Origin of the sequence: Pelagicoccus sp. SDUM812003, from assembly GCF_031127815.1 — a bacterium.
Lineage (GTDB): Bacteria > Verrucomicrobiota > Verrucomicrobiia > Opitutales > Opitutaceae > Pelagicoccus.
Window position 1 is genome coordinate 113,812 of record NZ_JARXHY010000006.1, and the last position, 25,848, is coordinate 139,659.

Sequence of the window (25,848 nt, forward strand, 5' to 3'; positions counted from 1 at the left end):
AACGCGCTTGCGCTCGCCCGGAGCGCGGCGCGTGGCGCGAGGTTTCTTCTCAAATCGTGTAACGCGTTTCGGCGAGTGCGGTATTGTGAGTTAGTTTATGCTAACCGATATTCGCATCACCTTTCGTCAACTTAGGAAATCCCGAGCCTTTGCCCTGGTCGCGATGCTTACGCTAGCCATCGGCATCGGCGCGGTGACCACCATCTTCGGCGTATTGCGCTCGCTGGTCCTGGAGCCCGTCGATCTGCCTGAATCCGAGCAGCTGGCTCAAGTCTGGTCCGGCGACCGTTGGCCGCTTTCTCCTGCCGACTTCCTTGACCTGCATGAGCAGATGGAATCGTTCGAGCATTTCGGGGTGTATCATCCACAATCCTACAATATCGGGACGGAGAAGGCACGGGCGATTCTCGGCGCTCCCTGTACATCCGGGGTGCTGAAGGCGTTCGGGGTGCCTCCTCTGAAAGGACGCTGGCTGAACGAAGAGGACAATCTGCCCGGCGCGGAGCCGGTTGCGGTTGTAAGCTATGCCCTATGGGTGGGATACTTCGGAGGGAGCGAGGATTTGCTTGGGTCGAGCGTGCGTCTCGATGGCAGCGACGTGCGGGTGGTAGGCATCATGCCGAAGAACTTCGAGTTCACCGGACCTTGGATTCGCGCGTCGAACTGCGATATCTGGACGCCCATGCCGATCGACGCCGAAAACGCGCCGAGGGACAGCCATTGGCTCTGCGGCATCGGACGCTTGAAGCAAGGGGTCACCGTGGAGATGGCCGACGCGGAGGCGAAAGGGATCGGCCAACGCTTGAGTGAACTGTATCCAAATAGTAACTTCAGCAAGAAATTCCTGGTGCGTTCCCTGCACTTCGAGGTCACGCGCGAATTGAAGGATCAGAGCTGGCTGCTATTCGCGGCGGTGAGCTTGGTCCTGATCGTGGCTTGCTCCAATGTAGCCAGCATGTTGCTCTCGCGCGGGGCCCAGCGTCAAAGCGAGTTCGGCGTGCGCATGGCATTGGGCGCGAGCAAACGTCGACTGTTTCGTCTGGCCCTGGCGGAGAGCGTGGCTCTGGCCATTGGCGGTGGCGTACTGGGCATCGTATTCGCTTATGGCGGGATCGAGGCCATGAAAGGCGTGGTGAGAATGAGCGACGCACGCAAAGAGGCTCTCGGCATCGACGGGATGTTGCTCGGTTTCGCCTTTCTTTCCACGGTCATATCGGTGGCCCTTGCCGGACTTCCTCCTGTGTTTGCGGCTCTCAAGACATCGCTAGCGGCCATCATCCGCAACGATTCGCGTGGCTCGGTCGGGTCGCGCTCCCGCAACCTAATGCTGCGACTCATCGTGATCGGTCAGGTCGCCTTGGCGTTCGTGCTCGTCAACGGGGCAGCTCTATTTTCGTCAGGCTACGTTAAGCTCCTCGAAGAGAACGACCAGCTGACCACGGATCGCGTGCTTACGGCTAAGGTTTCGCTCAACGGCGAATTGTATAAAGAAAATGAGGACAGGGTGAGGATGTGGGATCGGATGGTAGAGCGACTCAAGGCGATCCCGGGAGTCAGTTTCGCGGGCATCACTTCCAAACTGCCGCTCGAGGGTGGAAGCAATACCAACGGTTTGGTCAACGACGAGGTCTATGACCCGAGCCAGCAGCGCCTGCTCATCGAACGCTCGTCGGTTTCCTTGGACTATTTCGACGCCATGGGACTCACGTTGCTGCAAGGGCGCAAGCTGTCGCCGCAGGACGAGATGGCAGAAGACGGCAGTCTCGGGGTGGTGGTCAACCGAGCGTTTGTGGAGAAGGCTTGGCCGGACAAGAACCCGCTGGGAGAACTGATTCGGGCGAACCAGGAAGGGGACCCGTGGTACCGCGCGACGGTAGTCGGGGTGGTCGAGGACGTGCGACAGTGGAGCGCCTCGGAGGAGGTCCAGCCTGAGATGTACACTACGCCGAAAGGGCACTGGGGGCGGCGCATCTATTTGGTGGTACGTTCCAGCAAGGAGGCAGGTGCTTTGGCAGGGCAGGTGAGGGAAGCGATCGCGGAGCTGGATTCGGAACTGGCCTTGGAGGACGTTCGCACCATGGAGCAAGTGGTTTTGGATCGGACCGCTGGCGAGCGGGTGATGGCGGAAATGATTGGGGTGTTCATGGGAATCGCTCTTGGCTTGGCGGCAGTGGGCTTGTACGGGACGCTGTCCTACCACATCTTGTTGCGGACGCGTGAAATCGGGGTGCGGCGGGCTTTGGGAGCGTTGGAGGCTGACATCTCGCGACTCGTCTTTCGTCAAGGCGCGGTCTGGGTCGGCATCGGTCTGGTCATCGGATTGGGAGCCATCTACGCTTTGATGAGGGTGTTGGAGTCTCTCGTTTACGGGATGGATGGCTTGTCGATCGCCACGCTCTCAGGCTCGGCCGGCGTGATCGCCGTGGCGGCCCTGGTGGCTTGCTGGATGCCCTCGAGAAAGGCGACCCGTCTGGATCCATTGCACGCCCTTCGAAGCTAGAGGGTCTTCGGAAATCTTTTTTCATGGAATTGCGTAACGCTCCGTAGCGCTGTCAGTATCCTTAAGCTGAACCGAGAGAAAAAGGGCGTGACGAGCGATGACGACAACGAGCTGATGGGAAGGGCCCGAAAGGGGGATCTGGATGGGATCGGAATCCTTTTCGAGCGCTATCACGGATCGCTGGTGGGCTTTTTTCGACGAGTCGATGGGCGGGGGAAAATCGGGGAGGATCTGGCCCAGGAAACCTTTTGGCGGATCGTGCGTTATCGCAAATCGTTTGATGGTCGCCGCCCCTTTCGGGCTTGGATGTTTCAGATCGCGAGGAATGTGATGAACGACCATTTGAGAAAGAGCATGCGGGCGGGCAAGGTGATGGATCCGCGGGTCGAGCTGAACGAAGAGCTAGCGGCTCAGCCTGATAGCGATGTGAGCGCCGAAGTGGAACGCGGCGAGCGGAAGGAGCTTTTGCGCGAAGCGCTTTCGCGACTGCCGTTGGAGAAGCGGGAGCTGATCGTGCTCTGTCGTTTCGAGGAGCTGCCCTATGCGGAGATCGCTCCGATGTTCGGTTGTTCGGTGGGGGCTTTGAAGGTTCGCCTGTTTCGGGCCCTGAAGGAGCTGAAGGAGGTTTTCATACAACTGGGAGGAGAAAAGACAGCATGAAGAAGAGAGATATCGAGTCGTTTATGGATCGCCTCAAGGAGGGCGAACCTGCGCCCGACCATGCGGCTGACTGGTCTGAGACAGAGCGCGAGATCGCGCAGGTCTGGAACGACCTGGGAGAGCTCGAAGCGTCCGAGGTCGAGGACAGGCGAGCCGTATCCGAATTTCAACACAGTCTGAACGCTTACCGGCAGGGCTTCGCGGAAGCGTCGAAGCGAAAGGAAGGCGAGCCTGGCGCGCCGCAAGCGAAGAGGGAGAGTGGCAGCCCATTGCTGGCTGTCTTTCGCTACGGGCTGGTGGCGGGTGTCGCGGCGGTTCTGACCTTGAGCCTTTTCATGGCCTACACCATGAGCGAGCGAAACGAGGAGCTGGAGGAGCGACTCGCCTCGACGCAGGAGACGCTGGCTATGGCCTTGCTCGAGCAACCGTCAGCTCCCAAGCGCCTAGCGGGATTGGAAACCGCATCCAAGGTTTCGCATCCAAGCTCTCGCCTGCGCGATATGGTGGTCCGTACCTTCGACGCGGATACGAACCTGAACGTGAGACTCGCTGCGGTTTCCGCCTTGAAGGCGCTTCCGCGCGACGAAGCCCTATCCATCCTGCTCGAACGCATGGAGCATGAAGCCTCCCCGCTGGTGCAAATGGAGATCCTGCGACAGGTGCTGGAGCTGGTCGACGAACATGCGGAATCGGCGCTCGTGGAACGTATCAACGAAATGCCCTTGGAGCCGCGCGTGCGATCAGCTCTGAGCAAGGGCGACGACCGAATCTAAGGGAGGACGAGGCATGAAGAATTCGGCACGGATATGGCTAGCGCTTCTGGCGATCGGAATTGTCACAAAAAGTGGATACGCGCAGCAGCTCGAGATACCGATCGAGTCCAGAGAGACGGAGGTGGAGGTCACCCAAGGCGTCGAGCTACTGGTCGCGGTTTATTCCATCGACATTGACGTGGAGGTCTTTGGAGAAAGCAGAAGCTCGGTCAGGCTGGAGTTCGATGGATTTGAGCAAGACGAAACGGGTTTTCTGGGGCCTCGCGTCTACTTGCACGAGGAATCGGGAAACATGTCGATCAAGCTCGGCCCGATGGTCGAGGGGAAACGGATCCGAGTGACGATGCCGTTTGGGATGTCGACCCGAGTGAACGGGCAGGACAGCAGCGTGCGCATCGAGTCCGTTCAAGGCGAGATCGACGTTTCCACTGTGGACGGTGACATTGACTTGCTCGATGTTTCAGGGGGTATCGTAGCCCACACGGTAGATGGCGAGATACGTATCGAGTTGAATGATACGGAACTCAAGAGTCCGGTTTCGCTCGCGACGGTGGATGGCGACATCGAGGTACTTGCCCGCGAGGGCCTATCGGCCAACGTGAACGTCTCCACCATAGATGGAACGTTCAGGACAGAGATACCGATAACCTCGCGTCAGCGAGGCGAGCGATTCGTCTGGGGAGGCGTGAACCTGAAGGGGACCTATGGAGCGGGCGGAGCGGAGCTTTTTCTCAAGACGATCGACGGGGATATCGAAGTGAAGCTTCGAAAGTAGGGATGTCAGAGTCAGTGTGGCCGTGGAGCTGCGAAACGCGTTGCATGCCGGCGTCTGACGAAACGAATGCGGCCTCTAGAAACTCATCAGCTCCTTGAAGCGGCTTGCTTGGCGACGGGAGACTTCGATTTCCTCCCCGGCGCTCAGGGTGATCTTGAGGCCCCCGGAAAACCAGGGTTCGACCGACTTGATCGCCTTCAGGTTGATGATCTGCTGGCGGTTCGCTCTGAAGAAGCTGCTCGGGTCGAGACGGGATTCCAGGTAGTTGAGCGTTTTGGGGATCATGGGGCTGCGCGAGTCGAAATGGATTTTCGAATAGCTGCCTTCGACTTCCATTAGCCGAATATCCGCCAGCCGAACGAACCAGCAGTTGTCGCCGTCCTTCACGAACACTTGGGCGTTCAGGTCCATGCGATTTTTGGGAACCGTTTCCGAGCTGCCGTCGGGGCGGCTCGAAAGCGTGTCGGATCCTTTGCGCTTGCGCAGCGAGGTGGAAGCCTTCTCGATCGCGGCGCCCAGGCGGTCGATCTGGATCGGCTTTTGCAGGTAGTCCAGAGCGTTGTAGTCGAAGGCCTTGAGGGCGTACTGGTCGTAGGCGGTGGTGAAGATGACCTCCGGCGTCTGGTCGAGTTGCTCGAGCAGCTCGAATCCATCCTTGCCAGGCATCTGGATATCGAGAAAGAGCAGATCCGGTTCGCTGCTTTCGATCAGAGCCAGCGCCTCGTCCGCGTCGGCGGCTTCGCCGATCAGCTCGATTTCGGGAAAGCCTTTGAGCAAGTGCTTGAGTTCTTGGCGGGCGAGGCGGGAGTCTTCGACGATAAGGGAGCGCATGGAGAACTAAGGGGGCTGCAGGGTGAGGTATGGAGGATGGAAGCAGGATGATCGGAGCTAGGGAGCGAGCGACTCTATCGGCGGGGAGACGCTATCCTTTTGGAAGAGGTTTCTGTAGTGAAATACTGGCGACGACCTCTTGGGTGTTGGCGTTTTCCAGCGTGAAGCGAACGCTCGAACCGAAGATCAAGCAGAGTCGATCCCTGAGGTTCTTTACTCCGATCCCGGAGTTCGGTCCTGTGGGAGCGGCGAGCTGCCCGGAGTTTCGAACTTCGATTTCGATGCTCGAGCCCTGGGCGCGTACCCCGATATCGAGTCGGCCGCCGTGGGGACGTTTCGACAAGCTGTGTTTGATGGCGTTTTCCGCGAGCAGCTGGATGCTCATTGGCGGCAGGGAAACCGCATCGGCATCGGTTTCGCAGGTAATGGAATACTGGAGACGGTCTTCCATATGGATCGATTCCAGAGCGAGGTAGTCTTTCACGACCGACAGCTCGGTGGAGAGCGGGACCGTTTCCTGTTGGTTGTTTTGCAGCGAGCAGCGAAGCAGGTCCGAAAGTCGAGTGATGGCGTCGCGAGCCTTGTCGGCATCCTCCAGGACGAGCGCTCGGATGTTGTTCAGGCAATTGAAGATGAAGTGCGGATTGATCTGGGCTTTCAGAGCGATCAGCTCCGCGTCCTTGGCCGAGGCTTGCAGCTGCCATTTTTCGATTTCCTCTCTCTTGTAGTCGCGGAAGAAGTGGATGCAGACGTAGATCAGGGTCCAGATGACCAGCCAGATCTCGATTTGGAAGATGTTGATCCCAAGGTAGAATAAGCTGTAGTCCTCCAGCGCGAATAGGCGTAGTCCCCACATGACCACGGCGGACATGGTGAGCTGACTGAAGGTGGCGAGGGCGAGAGTGGAGCCAAACAGGAGCAAGGCCAGCTTCGGGTAGCTCAGGCGTATCCAGTTTTTCCTTTTGATAAGAGCGCGCAGGAAATGGGTGAGAACGAGCATCTGGGCTGTGGCGATGACCGAGACCGCGACCAGTTTCCACAGGCTTGCCCGAGTGTCGTTGAAACTGGCGATGCTCGCGAAGTTCACCAGTCCGAAAAGCGTCCAGCCCGAGATCTGCAGGATCCAGTAGGCGCGGTCGTTGGCTTTGGGAGCGTCGGGCATGGGAAGGGCGGGCGTCGTTGGGCTAGAGGCAATTGCTGGAGCTTCTAGAATTGCGAAAGCTGCCGATGGCAAGCAAGAGCCAAACGATGAGCGGCGGAACGAAGCCCTCCAGCGACTTTCCCAGCAAGGATGCGACGGGCATGAGGATCGCGAGGGTAGCGAGGGAGGCGACGAGCGTTCGGATGTTTTTCATATGATGCGATAGGGTCTGCAGGGAGACGAGCCGCCTCTCTTGGAAACGCGGCTCGTCGGAAAGGTATCGGAACGACCAGCTGTCTTCAGAGCGCTCTATTGCTGCAGCAGGGCGTCCAGTTGCGCGTAGAAAAGCTCGGGGTCGTCCCACATGAGGAAATGCTTTCCCGTTTCGCTCATGTGCAGTTCGTAGTTTTCCAGGTCCTCGTATTGATTGTCGAAGATGGCGGCGGTGGATTCCTTGGTGGAGCCGAATTGCTGGTAGGCGAACCAGGCTCCGAGCACCACCGTGCGCGCGGAAATCTTGGATACGTCGGGCCGCAAGTCGGTGGTGTTCATCTCATACATCGCTTGAGCGACTATCGAGGGATCGCTCGCTAGGCTGATGTCGAGGGCGCGTTCTATATTGCTAGGATCGGTGATCATCGCGCGCAGCATTTGGCGGGCGCTCTCGCGGTTCTGGCCCTGTTGGGAAACCTGTTCTCGAGTCGCTTGGGCCGCCTGCTTGACGGTTTCCACGGTAGCGGCCGGATTCATTGCGGCGGGCAAGAAGGGAAGGCTGTCGACGATAAGCAAGCGGGAAACCGTATCCGGATAGTGGATAGCGTGGTTGAGCGCGATGAAACCGCCCAGGCTATGGCCTACGATCACGGGATCGTGCAGCTGGTTCTCCTGGATGTAGGCGTGCAGCTCGTGAGTGACCGTATCGATCAAACGCTCGTGCCTTTCGGTGGACGCTCGTTTTCCGAAGCCCTTGATGCTAAGGGCGTGGATTTGGTTTTTTGATTTGTAGCGGTCGACGGTTTCTTGCCAGACGGACTGGTCGCAGGACAGGCCGGGGATGAGGATGATGGGAGCTCCTTCGCCGTAAGCCTCAGCGTGAAAGCTTTCGGCGGCTTGGGCGGATGCGAAAAGGAGCGTGGAGAGGGCGACTAGGGATTTCAGTTTCATTGGTGCTTTTTCGGTTGTGGATTTCTTGTTTTGGGTTTCGGGCAGCACTTTGGAAGGCGTCGGAGGGCGAGGCAGGGGCATTTGTGGGAGCGGTCGAAGCGGTGGGCTGAGCGGTCGCGTAGCCGTTTCGGCGATTTTCTGCTGGTGAATTGGCGACGGTGCGGTCCTTTTTACCGGAGATGTTCGATCTCTCTCAACTAGGCGCATTCGTACTGGCAACGCTGGCCTTGATCGCGATTCCCGGACCGGCGGTGATGTTTCTGGTGACTCGAAGCATCGCGCAGGGGAAATGGATAGGGCTGAAAAGCGCGGCCGGAGTGGCCTGCGGAAACTACGGACATGCGTTGCTGGCGGCGTTTGGAGCGTCCGCCTTGTTCGTTTCCTCGCCCGTCGCTTTTTCGATCCTGAAATACCTTGGTGGAGCTTATCTGGTGTATCTGGGAGTGAGGACCTGGCTGGAAAGCGGGAAGGTGAGAGGCGAGGCCGATGGCATCGACGAGCGCAGGCTTCGGCGTGAGGGGCTTCGCTCCAGTTTCGCTCAAGGCGCCCTGGTCGGGATACTGAACCCGAAGGTCGCGGTTTTTCTGCTCGCGTTTCTGCCGCAGTTCGCGGATCCGGACAGAGGGAGGCTATGGCTCCAGCTATGGGCGCTTGGCAGTCTCTTCACCCTGATCGGCTGGTTGGGAGATAGCTGCTGGGCCTTGCTTGGCGGTGTGATTGGCGAACGTATTCAAAGCAAGGGTACGGGAAGGCGGTTCGCTCAGGTAGCCGCGGTGGTCTACGTGGTGATCGGCGTGCTCGTGGTTCTGTAGCTGCAAGGCGAGCGCTGGCGCCCGCGTTTTCCCGTTTGCTAGAAATCGGCCCAATCGAGTTCGGACGTACTGCTCGTGACGCGATTTGCCGTGGCCCGGGAGGGCTTCGGGGAGGAGCGGTGGGCCGGGCTGGGCTTTCTCGCGGCGCGGGCGCCAGCGTTCGCCTTCACGCCGATCAATCCGCTGAGGTTTGCTATGACCGTCTGCATCTGAGCGGTTTGGGCGTCAAGCTCGTGGTTCGCCGAGGCGACTTCTTCCGCGTTTGAGGCGGTGAGCTTTACCACTTGGTCGATTTGCTGGGCGTTGGAATTGAGGTTCTCGATGAGCGCGGATTGCTCAGTGCTGACCCGAGCGATGGCGGAGATGAGCTCGACGCAGCGCTGGATCTCCTGGGAAACCTTTTCGAATTGTAGTTTGCTTGCGGATACGAGATTTCCGCCGTTCTCGATGTTGGCGTTCGACTTGTCGATGAGGGCTCTGGTGCTGTCTGCCGCTTGGCCGCAACGCATGGCGAGGGTGCGCACCTCGTCGGCGACGATGGCGAATCCCGCTCCCGCTTCGCCTGCTCGGGCCGCTTCCACCGCAGCGTTGAGGGCGAGCAGGTTGGTCTGGAAGGCGATATCGGTGATGGTATCGATGATCTTGGACATTTCCTCCGCGGAGGTCTTTATTTCCTCGAAGGAAGAAAGGAGCTCCGCCATGGAACGATCCGTCTCGGTCACGTTGCGATGGGTGTTGTCCATGCTGGTGTCCGCTTCCTGGGCGTTTTTCGTATTGCCGCGAATGCGTTCGTTGAGGTCCTTGGTGGTGTTGACGATGCTGTCGAGGATCTGAGCCTCGTTCACCGTGCCTTCCGCGAGGTTGTTGGAGCTGCGGGAGAGCATGCTGGTGGACTGATGGATCTCCGTCGCGCCTGTGAAAAGATTGTCGATCATGGTCTTCAGCGGCGCCACAAGGCGGAAGCGCACGAAGGCGATGAGCGTGGCCATGGTGATGAGGTAGACCGTCGCGGCCTCTAGGATGCGCAGGATGATCACGGTCTTGTTTTGCTCGGCCAGAGCCTGGGTGAGGCCTTGGGAGAAGTTGGCGATCATGGCTTCGTTTTCCTTGCGGAAGTCTATGAGGTCCTGGTCGATCTGGGCGAGGGCCGCATCGAGGCTGAGCGTTTCGTAGTAGAGGGTGATGGAGCCGAGCGAGGAACCGTCCTTTTCCACTGGCGTTTTCAGGACTCGGCTCTGGCTGGGCAGGGAGTCGAGGTTTTCCAGCTTAACGATATTTCCGGATCCGTCTTTTCTGACAGCTGCGAAAAGGGCGTCGGCGCTGTCGACGATGGCGATGGCCCGATAGTCTTCCTTGGAAACCATGGTGGAAATGACTTCGTAGGCGGTGTCGACATCGAAGTTCCATAGCGGGATGACGCATGCCCGTTGCAGGTTTTTCAGATCGTGGTCGATCGAGCCCTGGTAGGCGGCTCGTTCCTGGGCCTTGCGTTGATTGAACTCCTTTTCCTTGGTCGAGAGCAGGGTTTTGAATTCGGAGGTCGACCTCTCCACGCTGTTTTCCATTTCGACCGAGATCTTGGTTTTGAAATAGATGGCGAAAGCCAGGGTGCCGATGGAGAGGGACGAGAGCAGGACGATGGTGATGGTGCCGACGAGTCGGGGTACGATGTTTTTGGAGACTGTCATAATGGGGGAGGGGCGTCCCATTGTTCTTCGGATGCAGGCCCGCTTCCCATCAGTCCAAGGAGAATCAGGCAGGTTTTTTCACAGTTTGCTAACGCTCTGTCAGAGAAACTCCCTCGCGCTTTCTCAGGGAGGAAGGGAACCGGTTTAGGATGAACCCGCGACCGGTCCCCGAAAAGCTTGGGTTAGAGTTCGAGTGAGATCATCTGGCAGCTCTGGTAGCGCCCCATGGCCCGTTTCACTAGAGGGAAGACCTGGGCTGCGGCGATGGCCAGAGCGATTTCGATCACCGCTGCTTCGCCAAGGTCGAAGACCAGCTCCTTTCGCAAGTCCGCTAGCTCGGGCTCGTTTGCCAGAACGGCTCGGGTGAACCGCTGCACGGCGAGATTCATCCCAGTCAACGGCTTCCCCTGCAGGGCCACGCTTTCGATCAACTCCTTGCGCACGCCATCGTGCTTGGCGTAGGTGACGGCGAGCTGAAGGCAAGGCCCGCAGTCGGCAATCCGGTAAGCGCTCAGCTTGGCCACGTAGTAGGCTTCCAGCGGGGCGTGCTTGCGATGCCCTGCCATGGGCAGGAAACCGTTGAAGACTTCCAACGCTTCAGGGGCGTGCGTCAGCATTTCCTTCAGGTAGGTCGCGTCGTAGCCGGTTCCTTGCTCGAAGGCCTCGATGTCCGCGAGCTGTTTCGATTGCTGTGGATCAATGGTGTTTTGTGTCATCGATCCCTTTGACGAAATGCCCGGCTCGGTTGTGACAGAAGGTTGATCGGTTAAGCCTCAACCCCTCGCAAGGTAGGCCTGGGCGCAAACTCGTCCGAGGCCCGCTTTCTTCGACTGCCCCTTGCGTCGCCTGGTTCGCCGATGCCCAAATGAGAAACTGTTCTTCGCCACGTTGCGAAGAACAGTTGCGGAAACGGATCTTCTAGATGGCAGCTTTGCTGCAGCGGGCAGCGGAGTTGGGGAAGCAGAGGGGACGAGGAGCGTTCGGCTTGCGCATGCCGAAAATCGACGGCTTCGAAACGATTCGTCAGCTCAATGATCTCGATCCTCGCATGAGCTTCGCAGTCGTGACTGGCCACGTCGATCAAGCGTATCGGGAAATCGGTGACAATCTGGCCCCATGCCGGTGAGGATCATCGAAAAGGCTTTTGATATGCAGGAGCTGTACGATTCGATCTACGAGCTGGTGGCGCCTTGGAATCGTATCCATGGGGATTGACGCCGCGTTTCCGCAGCGCCGTTTTCGAGCTACCCGAAAAGCTTCTTGAGGGAATCGAGGTCCGCCTGGGTCGGACGATCGGTTGGAGGAGATTTCGATGAGGAGCCTCGCGGGCTCTGGCCGCCTCGTCCGGGCGTTGGGCGCTTTTCGGTATCCTTGTCCGTCGCGAGGACGTCGTGGGAAGAGGCTCGGTCGAAGGCTTGGTCGAGTTTCTTTGGAGAGACTGGATAGGCGGTGCCGAGGTGTTGCGCGAAGACTGAGACAGCGAATTCCTCGATCATCCAGCGAAGCTCGGATCTGGTCTTGGCATCCATGTCGCTCGCCTGCTGCCTCAGGCGCGTTCGGTAGCGCTCCACTTGCGTTTGGCGCTGTGCATCGCGAGCGGGATCCTTGCCCTGGGTTTCGAAGCGCCGCTGGATGCACTCGAGGTAGACCGGAAGCCGCGCCAGGACATGGTGCGGTGTGTGGCGCAGAAAGTCTGGAGGAAGCAGGCGTTCGATATCGTGAGAGAACTGCTTGAACAGTTCGGCTTGAACCACGAGGCCTTGTCGCTTTTCCAGAAGCGTTTTCAGTTGGTCGACGACTCGGTAGAGAATGCCCTTCGATCGATCGTGAGCGGCATCGCGAGCAGCCAGCAGCGCTTCCGGATCTAGTGTAGTTAGATCGTGGGTACGAAGGGCCAGTCTGATGTGCTCGAAGACGTCCTCCTGAAGTTCGGCTATGGGGCGGAAGGCGACGCCGGCGGGACCGACGCGTTTCACTTCCTTTAGGTCGCTCCTGATCCATGCCAGCTCCCGTCGGAGTTCGTGTTCGAGAAATGCGGCGATGCCCCGCTGGTTCGACATCGCGGCATCATCGGGCGAAGGGAAAAGGTACAGACTGACGCTCGACTGATCGGCGGAGACGCGCAGGGCGGGGTACGCATAGAGCGGAAGCCCGTTGATCGAGCCAATGCGAATGCGGAGTTCTGGCAGGTTGGGCGATTTCGCGTCGACCCCGCTAAGCGACAGGGCCTTGCGGAGGTCCGCTATCGATTCGATCGGTCGCTCGAAGCGGTCGCGGGCTTGCCGCCAGAGGGCGTCGGCTTTCCCCTTGGGCTCCTTGCTTAGCAGCTGTTCGGTTTCCGAAAGCTGTTTTTGGATGGAGGCCACGTCTCGGCCTTGCGCGATGGCGTTTCCCTTTTTGTCGAAGACCTCCACCCGAGCTCGCAGGTGATCGGGGATCGCGGAGTCGTCCCAATCGGATTCGTAGGTTTCGATCGAATACGTTTTCAGCAAATGCGCCTTGAGAGATTCGACAAGCGTTTGGTGGGTGGGGCGCAGCTCTTGTGAGATGGTCCGGGCCCTCTCGGCTAGAGGCTGCAGACGCTGGCGGATCTGCTTGGGCAAGGCCTTGAGCAAGGCCAGCGTTTTGGCTTCGAGATGCCCGGGGACCAGCCAGTCGAGCAAGGCATCGCTGAGCTCTTTGGTCTTGTGGTAGGGCAGCCTGAGAGTGACGCCGTCCTTCTGGTGCCCGTGTTTGTACTGGTACTCGATGGGCAGGGCGGCGTTTCCGAGCTCCACGCTCTCTGGAAAAAGGGACAGGTCCACGGCAGCCTCCTCGGTTGCGGTGAGATCCGACTCCTTCATGTAGAGAGAACTTTGAACCGCGGATGAGCGCGGATGGGCGGGGATGTTTTCGGATGCGGGATCGGGTCGATGGGACGCGCGTGCTGGTACGTCCCTCGCCACCTTTAGCAAGCGGTTGAGGTCGTGGATGGAGGCGATGCTTTGCAGGCGATCGCGGTAGAAGCGAAAGGCCGCCTCTTCGACTCCCATCCAATGGGCGACGGAGATGACAGTCTGGGCGTTTTGGATACGGCGTAAGAGACGTCGGTTCTCTTCGAGAAAGTTCCAATTTGCGGGAGCCTCGAATTCCTCGTTGAGCAAGGCTTCACGAATGAAGATTTCAGTCGCTTTATGTGCGTCGACTTTGAGATAGCTGACATTCTTGTTCTGTATCTCCAATCCGTGGATACGTAGAGATTCGCGAGCGATGACGCGTCCTTCTTGTGGGAGGAATTGTGGGTCGCTGTAGTGGCGGCTGAGAATGTGCTGGCCCACGTCGACGATCCAGCGCGGATCGATGGAGGCGACGGTGCGGGCGTAGAGGCGATTGGTTTCGACGATCTCGCCCGCCATGATCCACTCGGGGCTCTTCTTCCGCGGACCGGCTTCGGTGCCGACGGCTTTGCGTTTCCCCTTTTTGTCGAAGGGTTGTTTGATGAAGAGGCCTGAACCAGGAAAGATCAGCGGTTTGCGGTTTCCGCTGCAGCGGTAGAGGTTCTGCTCCTGGCGTTGGCCCACGTTGGCGAGCAGCCCGGTTAACAGGCAAGCGTGGATGGCGTGGTAGCGAGCGCTGTCACGCTCGAGCGTGTCGGTAGTTGAGCTTTGGTTACGTTGTTTCTCTGGCGGGTCCTTTGGAAGCGAGCGATCGAGCTGATCGTAGATGTCGCGCCACTCGCGCATTCGAAGGTAGTTGAGAAAGTGGGACTTGCAGAACTTGCGCAGCTTGCCTTGAGAAAGGCGATCGAACTCGTCGTGCAGCGCCTCCCAGATGTTCAGCAAAGTGAGGAAATCGGAGTGCGGGTGATCGAATCGAGAGTGGGCTTGCCGAGCGGCCGCTTCTTTGCCCAGCGGGCGTTCCCTCGGGTCCTGAATGGAGAGAGCGGAAGCGATCACCAGGACCTCGTGGGTGACGCCGTGGCGTTGAGCTTCGAGCAGCATACGCCCGACGGTCGGGTCGATGGGCAGCTTGCAGAGCTGCCGCCCCAGCGGAGAGAGCTCGAAACGGGGGGCCTGCTCGATTTGGGAATCCGGGCTCGGGGGTTCCGGCTGTTTCGAGGAACTGCGGATGGCTCCGAGTTCCTGGAGCAAGCCGTATCCTGCGGTGATGGCGGCAGGGGTGGGCGGATCGATGAACGGAAAGTCCTCCACACGGCCCAGTCGGGAAGCCAGCATGCGAAGGATGACGTCGGCGAGGTTTGCTCGCTGAATTTCAGGAATTGAATAGACTGGGCGAGATTCGAAGTCCTTTTCTGAATACAGACGGATGCAGATGCCATCGGCGACGCGCCCGCAGCGGCCTTTTCGCTGATTGGCGGAGCTTTGGGAAACCTTGACGATAGGGAGCCGCTTGGTGCGTCCGCGCGGATTGTAGCGAGAGATCCGAGCGAGGCCGGTGTCGATGACGAATCGAATGCCCGGGATGGTGAGTGAGGTCTCCGCGATATTTGTGGCCAGCACCAGCTTTCGTTTGGAGGCAGGAAGGAAGATGCGTTGCTGGTCCTTGTTGGACAGTCGACCAAAACAAGGAACGATCTCCATGCGGCGGCCGAATCGTCCCTCCAGAAGCTCCATGGCCTCGCGAATGTCCTTTTCCGTAGGAAGAAACGCGAGTATGTCGCCCACGCCGAACTCGTCCTGTATCCGTTGTACGGATTCGCTAATTCCTTCGAGGTAGGTGAAGTCGCCAGCGTCTTCGAGCAGTTCGTCGAGCGGGGCGTAGACTACGTCGACCGGGTACATGCGGCCTGACACCTCGATGATGGGGGCTCCACCGAAGGCCTGGGAAAACTTCTCCGTGTCGATGGTCGCTGAGGTGATGATGACCTTGAGTTCCGGGCGCTTTTCGCGAAGCCGGTTGAGGTAGCCAAGCAGGAAGTCGATGTTGAGGGAGCGTTCGTGAGCTTCGTCGATAATGACCGCGTCGTACTCCCGCATGAGCGGATCGTTTTGTATTTCGGAGAGCAGCATGCCGTCGGTCATGAACTTGACGCGAGTGCGCTTGCTGGTTTGATCGGTGAATCGGATCTTAGCGCCCACCTCTCGACCGAAGTCCACCTTGAGCTCGTCCGCCACTCGTTGCGCGACCGACAATGCGGCGACGCGCCTCGGCTGTGTGCAGGCGATCTTGCCTTTTTTGCCCAATCCGGCGGCAAGGCACATCTTGGGGATCTGAGTCGTCTTTCCGGAGCCGGTTTCACCCGCTAGCACGATGACGGGATGTCGTCGGATTGCGGATACGATTTCATCCTTCCTCTTGCAGATCGGAAGATCGGGCGGGAAATCGATGTCGGCGAATGGATCGGGTCTATGCGGTGCTTGGCCCACGGGAAGGGAGAAGGATCTCTGGTCGGCTAGGTCGTGTGGATATGGGAGATAACAGGGACGAAGCGCGAAAGGTTAGGAGGCAGGAGGCGGCAGCGTTTTAGGAAAGGCGCTGGATTGAAAAAGCGGTTCGCTTCGCTCCGGGGCGAGTAGGATGGTTTTCAATCCAGAGTAGGGGCTCTCCTTGCGGTCCATAAAATGCACGGTGTTTCGGGAGAGCTCGGAGCGGAAAAAACGTTTGGCGGCTCGCTGAATCGCAGCGGTCTGGAGGGCGCTGTCCGGGAGCTCGACCAGGATGAGAGCCGCTTGACCTTGGGCGTATGCCATGGTGAGGAGTCGCTGGGCTTCAGGGAGCTCGCTCTCTTCGCGAACGATGAGGATCAGGGAGCTCGCCGAATCGAGCTTGTCCCGCAGGGTCGTTTCCTGCCCCGCTAGCGAGAGGAGCGGAGTGGCGGTGGCGACAGGGCATAGCGTCGCGAAGCAAGCTGCGACCACCGGTGCGAGGCGACGTCGAAATGTATTCAAAAAATGGTGTTTCTGAGGGAAGTTCACCAGCTATGCTTCTTTGGATCCCTTGTATTCGAATCCCAATGACTCCACCATGGCGCGCGTCGCTGACTCGTCGAAGCGCTCCGCTCGTATGATCGCGGTTTCGCTTTGTCGGTCGACCGAGACCACTTTCGGGGCGAAAGCCAACTCGCTCAGCCCGCTGCGAATGGAGCTTTCGCAGTGGCTGCAGTTCATGCCGGCGATCTTCAGCGAAACGGTTTTGAGATCGCTCGCCACGGAAGGCGAGCGAGCGGGTTGCTGCGCTTTTTTCGATTTGAGAAGTGGCAGCGCCTTCGGGTAGAGCAGCAGGGCAAGCAGCGCTGCCCCGCCAAGGTGTTTCCAAAGCGGAAGCTCCTCCATGTGGTGCGACATGCCGGCCACGCCCAAGGTCCCCGTGTCGAGCAGCGCGTGGTAGACGGCCGCAGCAATCCAGGTGGTGAGCACCACCCCGAGCACGTAGAAGACGGTGGAGCGGCCGCCGAGGATTTTTCGCATGGCAAGGATGGTGGTGACATTGGTCGCGGGTCCGGCGATGAGCAGCACCAAGGCGGCGCTGATCGGCAGTCCGCTGTGCACCAGGGCGAGGGCGAGCGGGATGGATCCGGTGGAGCAAATGTAGAAGGGCACCGAGATGACGGTAGCCAACAGGATGGCGGAGAAGACGCCTCCGGGAATGTCCGAAAGCAGATCGGCCGGGGCGAAGGCGGCGATGAGACCGGCCAGCAGGAAGCCGACGAGCAAGGCGTTGGCGAGGTCTCCCGGCATGGTTACGAACCCGTAGCGCAGGGACTGTTTCACGGTAGGCGTCTCGGGCTGGGGCGCCGTTTGAGCGACTGCTCCCATGCCGGAGGCGACGGGGGAGCTCGAAGTCAGTTTCTGAAAGGCGGGCTTTTTCGGCGGGGAGTCGGCGTTTTTATCGAAGAGTTGAACTGAGAGGCCGACCAGGATGCCGGAGGCGAATGCTACGATGATCTTGTAGACTGCGAAGACCGGTCCCAGCAAGCCGTAGGTGGCCAGGAAGCTGTCCACTCCGGTTTGTGGAGTGGAGGTGAGGAAGGAAACCGCAGCCCCGTTGCTGGCACCTTTGTTGCGCAGGCTCATGGTGACCGGGATGACGCCGCAGGAGCACAGCGGCATCGGCACGCCCACCACGCTGCCCCAGACGATGGAGCTGAGTTTCGGCTTTCCCATCAAGCCCTCCACCCAGCTTCGGCGCAGCACGCGATGCAGCAAGGCGGAGATCGCGAGCCCGAGGATGAGGTAGGGCCCCATCTCGGCGATCATCAGCCAAGTCTGAATGAAGAACTGGTTTAGGGCGTTCATAGGAAACTGGAAATAGGGGGCGTCGGTTTGCGATTCGAGAAAAGAATTCAGGTGGCGCTCGGCAAGCTTGGTTCTTGATACGCGTCGCGGCGGGTGGTCTGTTCACGACCGATGAAGCTCTGGAACCCGAAAACGCCTTTCAGTCCCTCCGAGGCGCCGCTGCACTACGGATGGGCGATCGCCGTGGTGGGCACGCTCGGCATGCTCGCCAGCGTGCCCGGCCAGACCATTGGAGTGAACGTTTTCAGCGAGCGTCTGATTGGGGCTCTCGAGCTGAGCCGCATCAACGTCAGCGCCGCCTATTTCGCCGGAACGGCGCTGAGCGGATTCATCCTGCCGTACGCCGGGACGCTGTTCGACCGCTTCGGAGCGCGCCGCTTGATCGCGCTGGCCAGCGTGGGCCTGGCCGCGTCGCTGGTTTTCATGAGCTTCGTTGATCACCTTGCGGGCGCGGTGGAGCGACTCGTTTCGGTTGAAAGTCTGGGGTTCGCCATCCGGGTCGCCACGCTCACGGTGGGTTTCTTTCTCATCCGATTTTGGGGCCAAGGGGTGGTGATGATGACCTCTCGAAACATGATTGGAAAGTGGTGGGTAGCCCATCGCGGAAAGGTGTTTTCCATCGGCGGCATCGCGGTGGCGGTGTGTTTTTCGCTCACTCCTCAAGCCTTCGACTGGCTCATCGAGCGTGTCGGCTGGCGGGAAGCCTGGTGGCTGATGGCGCTTGGGCTCGCGCCGTTCTTCTGCTCGTTCGCCTGGCTGCTGTACCGCGACAATCCTCAGGAGTGCGGACTCGAGCCGGATGCTGGACTGGCGGTCGACGAGGCGAAGTCGCAGGATCCCGAGTTTCGCATCGTGAAGGAATTCCAGCGGACGGAGGCCTTGAAAACCTATTCATTCTGGGCCTTCAGTTTGGTTTTCGCCCTGCAAGCCTGCTATTTCACCGCCTTCTCCTTCCACGTCATCGACGTGGCGGCGGACGTGGGCATGAGCAAGGGTGGCATGCTGGCGCTTTTTTTCCCGTCGGCGGTGCTCAATGGGGCGGTCAGTCTGTTCGTGGGCTGGGCCTGCGATCGCTGGCGGCTGAAGTACCTGCTGGCCTTCATGGCTTCGGGAAACCTCGTGGCGGCGTTGGGCTTGGGGCTTGCTCATCCGGTGATAATGCCAGCCTGCGTGGTGATCGGCTTCGGGATTAGCGGTGGCTGCTTCGGGGCTTTGAGCGGCGTGTTCATGCCGCGCTTTTTCGGTCTCAAGCATTTGGGGGCGATCAGCGGATTTTTCGCCTCGCTCATCGTGCTTGGCAGCGCAGTGGGGCCCTTGGCCTTCAGTCTGGCCCGCAGCTTTCTCGGCAGCTACGCCTTCGCTCACTGGGTGGCGGGAGGCCTTTCGCTCTCGCTGATGGTGGGAGCCAGGTGGGCCAACAATCCGCAGCGGGGGCTGGCGAAATCCTGATCAGGCCCGTTCGGCGCCGCGCGAGGCGAGGTTGACCGGGAGGCGGGCTCGGGCGATCAGCCCTTTGGGCTGGGTCGGGGTGAGGTCTAGCTGGCCGCCTTTGAGAGCGAGCTTGGTGCGAATGCGGAAAAGTCCGATCTGGTTGAGCGGAGTGGAGATGGAAATGAGGTTTTTCTCCAGCCCGACTCCGTCGTCCTCCACCTGCAGCACCCAGTCGTCTTCGTCTCGGAAAATGGCGATGATGCACTCGGAGGCGCGGGCGTGCTTGACCACGTTGGTCAGCAACTCCTTCAGGATCTCGTACAGCAGCTCGCGCTCGCGTTCGGTCTCGATGGCTCCATCGTTGTCGATGCTGAGATTGACCCTCAGCTTGTGACCGTTCTGGGTGATGCTGACCAGGCGCTTGGCGGCTCCGACGAAGCCTTCGGTGTCAGGATTTGGCTCCGAGTAGTCGGCCTGGCTGCTGGAGGAGAAGTCGAAGGGGAAGGTGTTGGCGGACTGGTCCTGCTTTTGGCGCGTGATGGACTTGAGCACGCTTCGGAAGGCGCTTTGCTTGTCGAGGCCGAGCGAGGCGTTGTCCGAGCTGTGCTCTTTTTCCGAGGCGGTGGCGGAGGCTCCGCTGGCCGAGGAGACGCTTTCCTGAACCTCGTCCGAGATCGCAGGTTCGGCGGGTTTGGAGAAACTCGCTTTGCCAGGGGGCGCTGCCTGCTGAAGCGATTTCGTGGTCGAAGTCGACTGTGGCTCGGCCCCTTCGATGAGGTTTAGCCGGTCCAGCAGCAGCTGCAGTTCGTTGCCCGCCGCGGCAATCGCTTCGTCGCGCAGGGCCAGGGCTTTTTGGATGGCGGCGTTGGCGGACTCGATGCGGTTTTGCAGATCCTCTGGAGATTGGGAGGCTTTGCGGAGGTAGCCAAAGAGCTTGGGGTGGGTGCTCGGTCCGCCCGGCTGGTAGCGGGCGCTGATTTCGAAGCGGTCGACGGAGCCGTCGTTTCGGGCGATGCGAAGGTTGGTGCGCAGGCTTCCTCGGGTCTCGATGCTGAGATCGATGGTGCGTTTGAAGCGGTCCTGATCGTCGGGGTGGGAGAATTCCAGTATGTCGTCGAGGTAGCAAGGGCGCCTGCCGTAGGCTGGCAGGCGAAGCTGCTTCTGGGCGTTTTCGCTTAGCTCGATGCGGCCGGTTTCCACGTCGAGCGACCAGGAGCCCAATTCGCCAGCCTCGATAGCGAGATCGCGTTCCTGAGCCAGGCGCGCTCGCTCCTTGGCGCTGCGCTTTCGCTCGGTCACGCTCTGCACCAGGTTGCTGATCAGGGTGGGCGAGAGGTCCTCGATGCGGCAGGTGGCGTCGATGCCCGCCGGAATCCGGAAGTCGTTTCCGGCCAGCAGTCGGCTGGTGGCGAGGGCTATGAGCGACAGGTGCGGGTCGGATTCGCGCACCAGATCGATGGCGCCTTGCTTGTCCTGAAAGTCGTCTAGGCGCAGAAAAACCACGTCGAATCCGCATACCTGCAGCAGGTGATTGGCGTCGTCGATGTGGGCGCAGTGCTGAAGCTTGTAGCGCTGGAGGCTGGAGCGTCTGAGATCCGCCCTGAGGGCAGCAGCGTCGTCGTCGTCGCGACAGATGGAGAGAAGAAAAAGCGTCTCTGCGGTCGAGGAGTCCTCAGAGGTGGTGGAAGAAGCGGAGGGATTGGTTTGGTGGTCGTCGGGTTGCGACATGAAACTACGATACGGTCGCTAGCGCGTTGGCTAGCTCGTAGACGCTGCGTTTGCGTGGTTCCTTTATGATTCGGGTGCTCTAGTGGATCGGAAGATGCTGATGGATGGACGCTCGGATTGGTTAAGGAGGAGGTGGTCGATGGCTGCTTGCTAGTCAGCTCGCTTGAGCTCTAGGGAAGTCGATCTCTAGTGGGAAGCGAGTCGGGACGACCTTTCGAGAAAAAGGTGTGGGCGTCGCCCGGCGAACTGCAACAAACTGAAAAGTTATTCACAAGTTGTTTACAGTGTTAAGGTCAACAACCTTCTTCGAAAGTGGCGTCTTTTCTTCGGATTTCGAGTCATTCTGTATCCATTTTTTGCTGGCGCCGCGATTTTGGGGAGAATCCGCTTCGGGCCTAGGATTGAGACGGTTTCTATATTAACCACAAAAAGGGCGCCCGAACCATATTGTTCGAGCGCCTTTTGTAGTTAACCAACCAACTAAGATTCTTTGGAAAGGGGAGTCAGGAAAGGAGGGCTGGGTTTTTTTTGGCGATGTCTTCTTATTCGGCATCGGAGGCGTGTTTCATTAAGTCAAAATACCTTCAATACAGGTTTTTGATAATCTGAGACGAGCGATGCCGGCGGGTTGGGGAAGCGGGAGTGTAGGTCTTTCCCAAATACGATGAAAGCCGACCCTGGAGAGGGTCGGCCTACTAACATCAACAATAGGAAAACAGATTGGAAAAAATCTAAGATGTGTATTTCGAAAGCGTTGTATCCATGTTCGTTTACTTTCGATTTACAAAAGCGAGCATCGGGTTTTCCGGTCGAATCTCAAGCCTTTTAGGATCCTAGAGTGGGTTGAGAGAATCCCTTAGGCTGCGTACGCGGCGGGGCGCTCGCTTTGAGCGTGAGACGGTTTCGGAGATTGGTCATCAGGAGGACGCGCCGCGGCGCAATTGCCCACGCGGCGCCGTTCGTACTCCAATTGGCGAGCTTCGTCGTCGACGGTCCGATCCGGGGGAAGCTTGGGCAGATTTCCGTTTCTGGATGCGGACGCTGCTTGCGATCAGGATATTTATTTGAAGAAGGGCCGATAGTCTGTTGCTGATGGAGCCGCCTTACATGCAGTCCGTTTCGATGAAAGCGCGAATCGTTAACGTCATAATCTTTTTTTGCGTCTTCCTTTGTCTGCGGATCGCGGCGCAGGAGGAGCCGAGCAGTTCCGCTGAGCAGTCCGCTTTGGAGCGGGTGGAGCAGGAGCGCGAGGAATCGCAAGCTCGTGCGGAAAACGGAGGGCGCCGCTCGACCGTCAGCGTACCGGTTCGCCGCCGATCCACGCTAGGGACCGCCGACCCGATTTTTCGAAACGGGGTGCCGTACTACGACGAGTGGACCATCCGGGCCGGCGCCCAGCTGTTGCGGCTGCCTGCGTATCCCGGCTGGCAGGGCGTGAAGCCCAGTTCGGAGTTTTATCAGCTCAATGCGAACGCCGGAGAGCCTGGCTACCACTTGGCGTCGGTGTTGACCAACGCCCGCTACGTGCGGGAGACGCGGTCGCGCTACGTGAACTTCTTTTCGCTGATTTGGGTGCCGCAGGAGCATGCTTTCACGGTGATGACCTCCGCCACTTTCGACAGTTTTGCTCAGACGCTGCACGAGCGGCTGGTCTCCGAGCGGGCCGATTCGGTGACGCGAGAGGCATTTTTGGATTTCGAGAACTACCTGAGTTTCAAGATGGGGGAGGACGAGTCGGTGGAGGAGTTTGTCGACGGCTACCTCATTCGCTCGATCTACGAGAGCGATATGGTGACCTACTTCGCCAATTCGGAATTCGTTTTCCAGACCAGGAAGACCGAAATCCGCCAGCCGATGATCATGACCATCACCTACGCGCTGGTGGATGGTAAGCTTCTGCGCATCGACATCAAGCGCCTGTTCACCTCGGACGAGGACATGACTCGGATTTTGGGCTTCACGCGACAGTTCGTCGACGACATGCGGGCGGTCAACGCGCTCGGCGGGCGCAAGTTTCGCTAGGTTGCGGCCGAGGGGCGGCATGCCGTTTCTTTTTCGATTGCAAGGCCGCGAAGGCGGGCTAGCGGTGTGGGTATGAGCCTGAATCGCTACGAGCGCATGCTAAACGACTACATCGAAGCGAACCCTGAGGAGAAGCGCTTTTGGCTGGCTCGCGTGAAGGAGACGGCCGATGCTCCAGGTCGTCGCGAAGAGGCGGTGATGCAGCTCAACGCCATGCTGTGGGACTATTTCGAGGAGCGGGCGCGGCATGAGACGCCCTTCAGCTCGGTGGCCCACTACGAAGGTTCGGAGAAGATCAGCATGCTCAATCTTTCCGAGTATCTCCTGCGCATGTGGGCTCCGCCCAAGCCGAAGAAGCGGGCTTAGCCTGGAGTCTGTAGGGATCGTTCGCGAGCTCGTAGGGCGATGCTCGGCCCTTGGTTTCCCGCGGATCGGCCGTCGGAGCTGAAAGGGCAGTTTTCGGCAGGGAATGCAGCGTTTGCGGTTTTGAGAGTTGAAGCGCCTCTGAAACGCGAAGCGTGAAAAACCGTTTACCGGCCCCGTTGGGTCGGATCGGGAAAGTTTAAAATTTGTGGTAAATTGACGGCTAATTCGAGCAAGCGTTTGTGACTTCCGCCGTATCTGAACATTGTTATCCTATTTTCCCCGCTCCTCACGTAAGTGAATCCGAGACAAAGAAACCGAAAAGAGTCCGCCACGCCGATTGCTTCGCAATGGGCTCGATTTCGATTGGACGGACGATTGCTCGAGTGTTCCGACTGGCTGAGGTCGCGTTGGAGCGAGGGCGGGTTGTTGGAGATCGCCCAGCACGCCCGCGACTTCTTCTATCTCGGCGAGATGGACAGCGAAGCCTTCTACACTTCGTGGGTGAATTCGGTCAGAGGCGAGACTCGCGAGAGCACGCTTCGTCTGATCGGAAGGGAACGCGCCCGTTTCGTCTGCACCTTTGAGCCGGAGTGGAGCGAGAAGGAGAAGGTGGAAGGCGTGAAGGTGACCTTCAAGGAGCTCTCCAGTGGCGATCGCGCGGGCGGTACCAATCTGGAGGGACTTTACAAGTCGGCCTTCAGTTCGCTCTCGACCCCGCTCGCCATCACCGACGCGTCCGGTCGCGTGAAGGAGGCCAACCACGCCTTTCTCACCTTGATCAATCGCAATCTCGACGAGGCGGCTGGCGAAGTGCTCTTCGATCTGTTTGTAGCCCAACGAGGGGGGAACGACCGAAGCTTGTTCGAGAGCAATCTGGAGAATCGCTGCGACTTCCACCAAACCCTTCGCCTGCCGCGCAAATACGGCTCGGCCTTGCTCATCAAGCTAAACGCCAGCCTGATGGACGGCGACAGCGATAGTCTTTTCGTGTTTTCGGCCAACGTCATGGAGAACGCCTCCTCAGGCCTGAAGGAGGATCTCGATGCCTTGGCGAGCATACGAACGCTTCTGGAGCAGTCGGAGCGGAGAGCCCCCGAGTTGGGCGGGACTCTGGAGGCTCTGCGCGAGCAGGTGGACGCTCTCAAGGCGGAGAGCGACGCCAAGTCGGAGTTTCTGGCCAGCATGTCGCATGAGATTCGCACCCCCATGAACGCGGTGATCGGGTTCTGCGATCTTCTATTGAACACTCGCCTGGACGACGAGCAGGGCGAATACGTGGAGGCCATCTATCAGAGCGGCCAGCTACTCATCCAGCTGATCGGGCAGGTGCTCGACTACTCCAAGATCGCCTCCGGACATTTGCAGATGGAGTCGGAGTCGCTCTCCCTCGAGCAGATCCTGATGGAGGTGCAAGCCATCATGGGCACTCGACTGCGCTCCAAGAATATCGTTTTCCTTCTCGATCGAGACGGCCTGTCTCAGCCAAACGTTTTGGGCGATGCCACGCGGCTGAAGCAGATCCTCATCAATTTGCTCGGAAACGCCTACAAGTTCACCCGCAAGGGAGAGATTCGACTGGTAGCCGAATCCGACGACAGCCCCTTGCGCGATCATGTTTGCATCCGGGTGAGGGTGGAGGACACCGGCATTGGAATCGACCCGACGCGTCTCGATTCGCTCTTCAACCCCTTCGCGCAAGCCAACAGCAGAATTGCGAGAGACTACGGAGGCACGGGATTGGGACTGGCGATCTGCAAACGACTTTGCCAAGCGATGTACGGTGACATTTGGGTGGAGAGCACATCGAAAGCCCATGGCTCCGTTTTCGCATTTGAAATTCATCTCCCCTTGGCTAGTATGAGTCGAAAGCCAGGCGAGGCATCCAACACTATGAAGCAAAGCACCCTCTCAGAAAAGACTGACAGCCCCAAGGCGCAGTCGCAGGCCTCGGAAAAGCGCTCGCAGGACAAGGATCCGCTGCGCGTGCTGGTTGTGGACGACAATCCGAACAACCTGCTGATCACCTCCAAGCTCTCGCAGCATCTCGGCTACGACTCCCAGACCGTGAGCAACGGCGTAGACGCTATCGAGAAGCTGAAGGCGGAGGATTTCGACATCGTGCTGATGGACGTGCGTATGGCTCCGATCAACGGGATGGAAACGACCCGCAAGATCCGCGACGGCGAGGCGGGGGAGCATTCCAAGGGCTCCTACATCATCGCCTTGACCGCTCACGCACTGCAGGGCGACAAGGAGAAATGCTTGGCCTCGGGCATGAACGACTACCTGTCCAAGCCCTTGACCTTGGAAAAGCTGGACGAGTCGCTCTCCAAGGCTCGCGAGGCCCTATCTCTCGATTGACAAGCGGGCGAGGCGCTCGCAAGAGAGTCGCATGCCCACTCTCTCCAGCAAGGAAAAGGCCGCTTTGCGCGGCGTCGCCCAGCAGCTCCGACCAGCGGTCCATATCGGCAAGAACGGACTTGCGGCCTCGGCGGTGCAGGAGCTTCGTAAGGCCTTCGAACGCGAGGAGCTGATAAAGGTGGCCTTCAAGGCGCACCGCGACGAGTTGCCGCAGTTGATCGAACGGGTCGAGCAGCTCACCGAGAGCCAGTGCGTCGGGGGCGTGGGCAAGCGTCGCAGCTTCTACCGCCCGCAGCCGACTCAGTCGCAAATGGAGGGCTGAGACGCTCCGCCAGGCCGCGTAGAAAGTCTGTAAAAACCA

General features: G+C 59.3%; 21 protein-coding genes. 11 read left to right on the plus strand and 10 right to left on the minus strand.

The genetic code is table 11. The annotated features are described in order from the left end of the window. Positions 1-97: 97 nt before the first annotated feature. The 4 genes from QEH54_RS10305 to QEH54_RS10320 all read left to right on the plus strand — a co-directional run bounded on the left by QEH54_RS10305 (position 98) and on the right by QEH54_RS10320 (position 4,708). On the plus strand, positions 98-2,500 hold the full coding sequence (locus tag QEH54_RS10305) for an ABC transporter permease (RefSeq protein ID WP_309018589.1): 2,403 nt from the start codon (positions 98-100) through the stop codon (positions 2,498-2,500). A gap of 87 nt (positions 2,501-2,587) precedes the next feature. After that, a complete protein-coding gene (locus QEH54_RS10310; RefSeq protein WP_309018590.1) occupies positions 2,588-3,160 on the plus strand; it encodes an RNA polymerase sigma factor in 573 nt (190 codons plus the stop codon). Continuing rightward, positions 3,157-3,933 carry a hypothetical protein gene (locus QEH54_RS10315; RefSeq protein ID WP_309018591.1) on the plus strand — a complete coding sequence of 259 codons (777 nt, stop codon included), beginning with the start codon at positions 3,157-3,159 and terminating at the stop codon, positions 3,931-3,933. The genes QEH54_RS10310 and QEH54_RS10315 overlap by 4 nt, the downstream gene beginning before the upstream one ends. A gap of 13 nt (positions 3,934-3,946) precedes the next feature. After that, a complete protein-coding gene (locus tag QEH54_RS10320; protein WP_309018592.1) occupies positions 3,947-4,708 on the plus strand; it encodes a DUF4097 family beta strand repeat-containing protein in 762 nt (253 codons plus the stop codon). A gap of 75 nt (positions 4,709-4,783) precedes the next feature. Here the strand turns inward: QEH54_RS10320 and QEH54_RS10325 are convergent, their stop codons facing one another. From QEH54_RS10325 to QEH54_RS10340, 4 genes are all read right to left on the minus strand, one after another. Further along, complete coding sequence (locus QEH54_RS10325) at positions 4,784-5,539, minus strand: LytTR family DNA-binding domain-containing protein (RefSeq protein WP_309018593.1); 756 nt, start codon at positions 5,537-5,539, stop codon at positions 4,784-4,786. Positions 5,540-5,630: 91 nt separating this feature from the next. Continuing rightward, a complete protein-coding gene (locus QEH54_RS10330) occupies positions 5,631-6,701 on the minus strand; it encodes a histidine kinase (protein ID WP_309018594.1) in 1,071 nt (356 codons plus the stop codon). Positions 6,702-6,723: 22 nt separating this feature from the next. Next, positions 6,724-6,894, minus strand: coding sequence for a hypothetical protein (locus QEH54_RS10335; protein ID WP_309018595.1), 171 nt, complete (start codon positions 6,892-6,894; stop codon positions 6,724-6,726). A gap of 95 nt (positions 6,895-6,989) precedes the next feature. Further along, positions 6,990-7,844, minus strand: coding sequence for an alpha/beta hydrolase (locus tag QEH54_RS10340; protein ID WP_309018596.1), 855 nt, complete (start codon positions 7,842-7,844; stop codon positions 6,990-6,992). A gap of 179 nt (positions 7,845-8,023) precedes the next feature. On the opposite strand from QEH54_RS10340, the gene QEH54_RS10345 reads away from it, so the two are divergent. Beyond that, on the plus strand, positions 8,024-8,656 hold the full coding sequence (locus tag QEH54_RS10345) for a LysE family translocator (RefSeq protein ID WP_309018597.1): 633 nt from the start codon (positions 8,024-8,026) through the stop codon (positions 8,654-8,656). A gap of 38 nt (positions 8,657-8,694) precedes the next feature. Here QEH54_RS10345 and QEH54_RS10350 read toward each other — a convergent pair whose 3' ends face one another. After that, the gene (locus QEH54_RS10350) at positions 8,695-10,344 is read right to left on the minus strand and encodes a methyl-accepting chemotaxis protein (protein WP_309018598.1); all 1,650 of its coding nucleotides are present in this window, start codon (positions 10,342-10,344) and stop codon (positions 8,695-8,697) included. 182 nt (positions 10,345-10,526) lie between these two features. Next, positions 10,527-11,060 (minus strand): hypothetical protein, encoded by a 534-nt coding sequence (locus QEH54_RS10355; RefSeq protein WP_309018599.1) that lies wholly within the window; start codon positions 11,058-11,060, stop codon positions 10,527-10,529. Positions 11,061-11,266: 206 nt separating this feature from the next. Here QEH54_RS10355 and QEH54_RS10360 point away from each other — a divergent pair, with 206 nt between their 5' ends. Then, complete coding sequence (locus QEH54_RS10360; RefSeq protein ID WP_309018600.1) at positions 11,267-11,470, plus strand: hypothetical protein; 204 nt, start codon at positions 11,267-11,269, stop codon at positions 11,468-11,470. Positions 11,471-11,588: 118 nt separating this feature from the next. Here QEH54_RS10360 and hrpA read toward each other — a convergent pair whose 3' ends face one another. The 3 genes from hrpA to QEH54_RS10375 form a co-directional block, all read right to left on the minus strand. Then, positions 11,589-15,710: an ATP-dependent RNA helicase HrpA gene (hrpA, locus tag QEH54_RS10365; protein WP_309018601.1), complete on the minus strand. Its 4,122-nt coding sequence runs from the start codon at positions 15,708-15,710 to the stop codon at positions 11,589-11,591. Between the two features lie 72 nt (positions 15,711-15,782). Further along, positions 15,783-16,232 carry a hypothetical protein gene (locus QEH54_RS10370; RefSeq protein ID WP_309018602.1) on the minus strand — a complete coding sequence of 150 codons (450 nt, stop codon included), beginning with the start codon at positions 16,230-16,232 and terminating at the stop codon, positions 15,783-15,785. A 30-nt stretch (positions 16,233-16,262) separates the two neighbouring features. Further along, positions 16,263-17,579, minus strand: coding sequence for a permease (locus tag QEH54_RS10375; protein WP_309018603.1), 1,317 nt, complete (start codon positions 17,577-17,579; stop codon positions 16,263-16,265). Between the two features lie 111 nt (positions 17,580-17,690). Here QEH54_RS10375 and QEH54_RS10380 point away from each other — a divergent pair, with 111 nt between their 5' ends. After that, a complete protein-coding gene (locus tag QEH54_RS10380; protein ID WP_309018604.1) occupies positions 17,691-19,028 on the plus strand; it encodes an MFS transporter in 1,338 nt (445 codons plus the stop codon). Here QEH54_RS10380 and QEH54_RS10385 read toward each other — a convergent pair whose 3' ends face one another. Continuing rightward, the gene (locus QEH54_RS10385) at positions 19,029-20,738 is read right to left on the minus strand and encodes an ATP-binding protein (protein ID WP_309018605.1); all 1,710 of its coding nucleotides are present in this window, start codon (positions 20,736-20,738) and stop codon (positions 19,029-19,031) included. It abuts the gene before it with no gap. A 1,122-nt stretch (positions 20,739-21,860) separates the two neighbouring features. Here QEH54_RS10385 and QEH54_RS10390 point away from each other — a divergent pair. The 4 genes from QEH54_RS10390 to QEH54_RS10405 all read left to right on the plus strand — a co-directional run bounded on the left by QEH54_RS10390 (position 21,861) and on the right by QEH54_RS10405 (position 25,809). Next, the gene (locus tag QEH54_RS10390; RefSeq protein WP_309018606.1) at positions 21,861-22,760 is read left to right on the plus strand and encodes a hypothetical protein; all 900 of its coding nucleotides are present in this window, start codon (positions 21,861-21,863) and stop codon (positions 22,758-22,760) included. Positions 22,761-22,832: 72 nt separating this feature from the next. Then, on the plus strand, positions 22,833-23,126 hold the full coding sequence (locus tag QEH54_RS10395; RefSeq protein WP_309018607.1) for a hypothetical protein: 294 nt from the start codon (positions 22,833-22,835) through the stop codon (positions 23,124-23,126). A gap of 294 nt (positions 23,127-23,420) precedes the next feature. After that, positions 23,421-25,487, plus strand: a complete 2,067-nt coding sequence (locus tag QEH54_RS10400) for an ATP-binding protein (protein ID WP_309018608.1) — start codon at positions 23,421-23,423, stop codon at positions 25,485-25,487. A 31-nt stretch (positions 25,488-25,518) separates the two neighbouring features. Further along, positions 25,519-25,809, plus strand: a complete 291-nt coding sequence (locus QEH54_RS10405) for a YhbY family RNA-binding protein (RefSeq protein ID WP_309018609.1) — start codon at positions 25,519-25,521, stop codon at positions 25,807-25,809. Positions 25,810-25,848: the final 39 nt, after the last annotated feature.

What these genes read in the sequence shown, in the direction of transcription:
- QEH54_RS10345 (WP_309018597.1), top strand. Translation starts at nt 8,024, where the DNA reads ATGTTCGATCTCTCTCAACTAGGCGCATTCGTACTGGCAACGCTGGCC.
- QEH54_RS10325 (WP_309018593.1), bottom strand. Translation starts at nt 5,539, where the DNA reads ATGCGCTCCCTTATCGTCGAAGACTCCCGCCTCGCCCGCCAAGAACTC.
- QEH54_RS10330 (WP_309018594.1), bottom strand. Translation starts at nt 6,701, where the DNA reads ATGCCCGACGCTCCCAAAGCCAACGACCGCGCCTACTGGATCCTGCAG.
- QEH54_RS10385 (WP_309018605.1), bottom strand. Translation starts at nt 20,738, where the DNA reads ATGTCGCAACCCGACGACCACCAAACCAATCCCTCCGCTTCTTCCACC.
- QEH54_RS10380 (WP_309018604.1), top strand. Translation starts at nt 17,691, where the DNA reads ATGAAGCTCTGGAACCCGAAAACGCCTTTCAGTCCCTCCGAGGCGCCG.
- QEH54_RS10350 (WP_309018598.1), bottom strand. Translation starts at nt 10,344, where the DNA reads ATGACAGTCTCCAAAAACATCGTACCCCGACTCGTCGGCACCATCACC.
- QEH54_RS10335 (WP_309018595.1), bottom strand. Translation starts at nt 6,894, where the DNA reads ATGAAAAACATCCGAACGCTCGTCGCCTCCCTCGCTACCCTCGCGATC.
- QEH54_RS10390 (WP_309018606.1), top strand. Translation starts at nt 21,861, where the DNA reads ATGAAAGCGCGAATCGTTAACGTCATAATCTTTTTTTGCGTCTTCCTT.
- QEH54_RS10375 (WP_309018603.1), bottom strand. Translation starts at nt 17,579, where the DNA reads ATGAACGCCCTAAACCAGTTCTTCATTCAGACTTGGCTGATGATCGCC.
- QEH54_RS10395 (WP_309018607.1), top strand. Translation starts at nt 22,833, where the DNA reads ATGAGCCTGAATCGCTACGAGCGCATGCTAAACGACTACATCGAAGCG.
- QEH54_RS10315 (WP_309018591.1), top strand. Translation starts at nt 3,157, where the DNA reads ATGAAGAAGAGAGATATCGAGTCGTTTATGGATCGCCTCAAGGAGGGC.
- QEH54_RS10355 (WP_309018599.1), bottom strand. Translation starts at nt 11,060, where the DNA reads ATGACACAAAACACCATTGATCCACAGCAATCGAAACAGCTCGCGGAC.
- QEH54_RS10340 (WP_309018596.1), bottom strand. Translation starts at nt 7,844, where the DNA reads ATGAAACTGAAATCCCTAGTCGCCCTCTCCACGCTCCTTTTCGCATCC.
- QEH54_RS10320 (WP_309018592.1), top strand. Translation starts at nt 3,947, where the DNA reads ATGAAGAATTCGGCACGGATATGGCTAGCGCTTCTGGCGATCGGAATT.
- QEH54_RS10405 (WP_309018609.1), top strand. Translation starts at nt 25,519, where the DNA reads ATGCCCACTCTCTCCAGCAAGGAAAAGGCCGCTTTGCGCGGCGTCGCC.
- QEH54_RS10360 (WP_309018600.1), top strand. Translation starts at nt 11,267, where the DNA reads ATGGCAGCTTTGCTGCAGCGGGCAGCGGAGTTGGGGAAGCAGAGGGGA.
- QEH54_RS10305 (WP_309018589.1), top strand. Translation starts at nt 98, where the DNA reads ATGCTAACCGATATTCGCATCACCTTTCGTCAACTTAGGAAATCCCGA.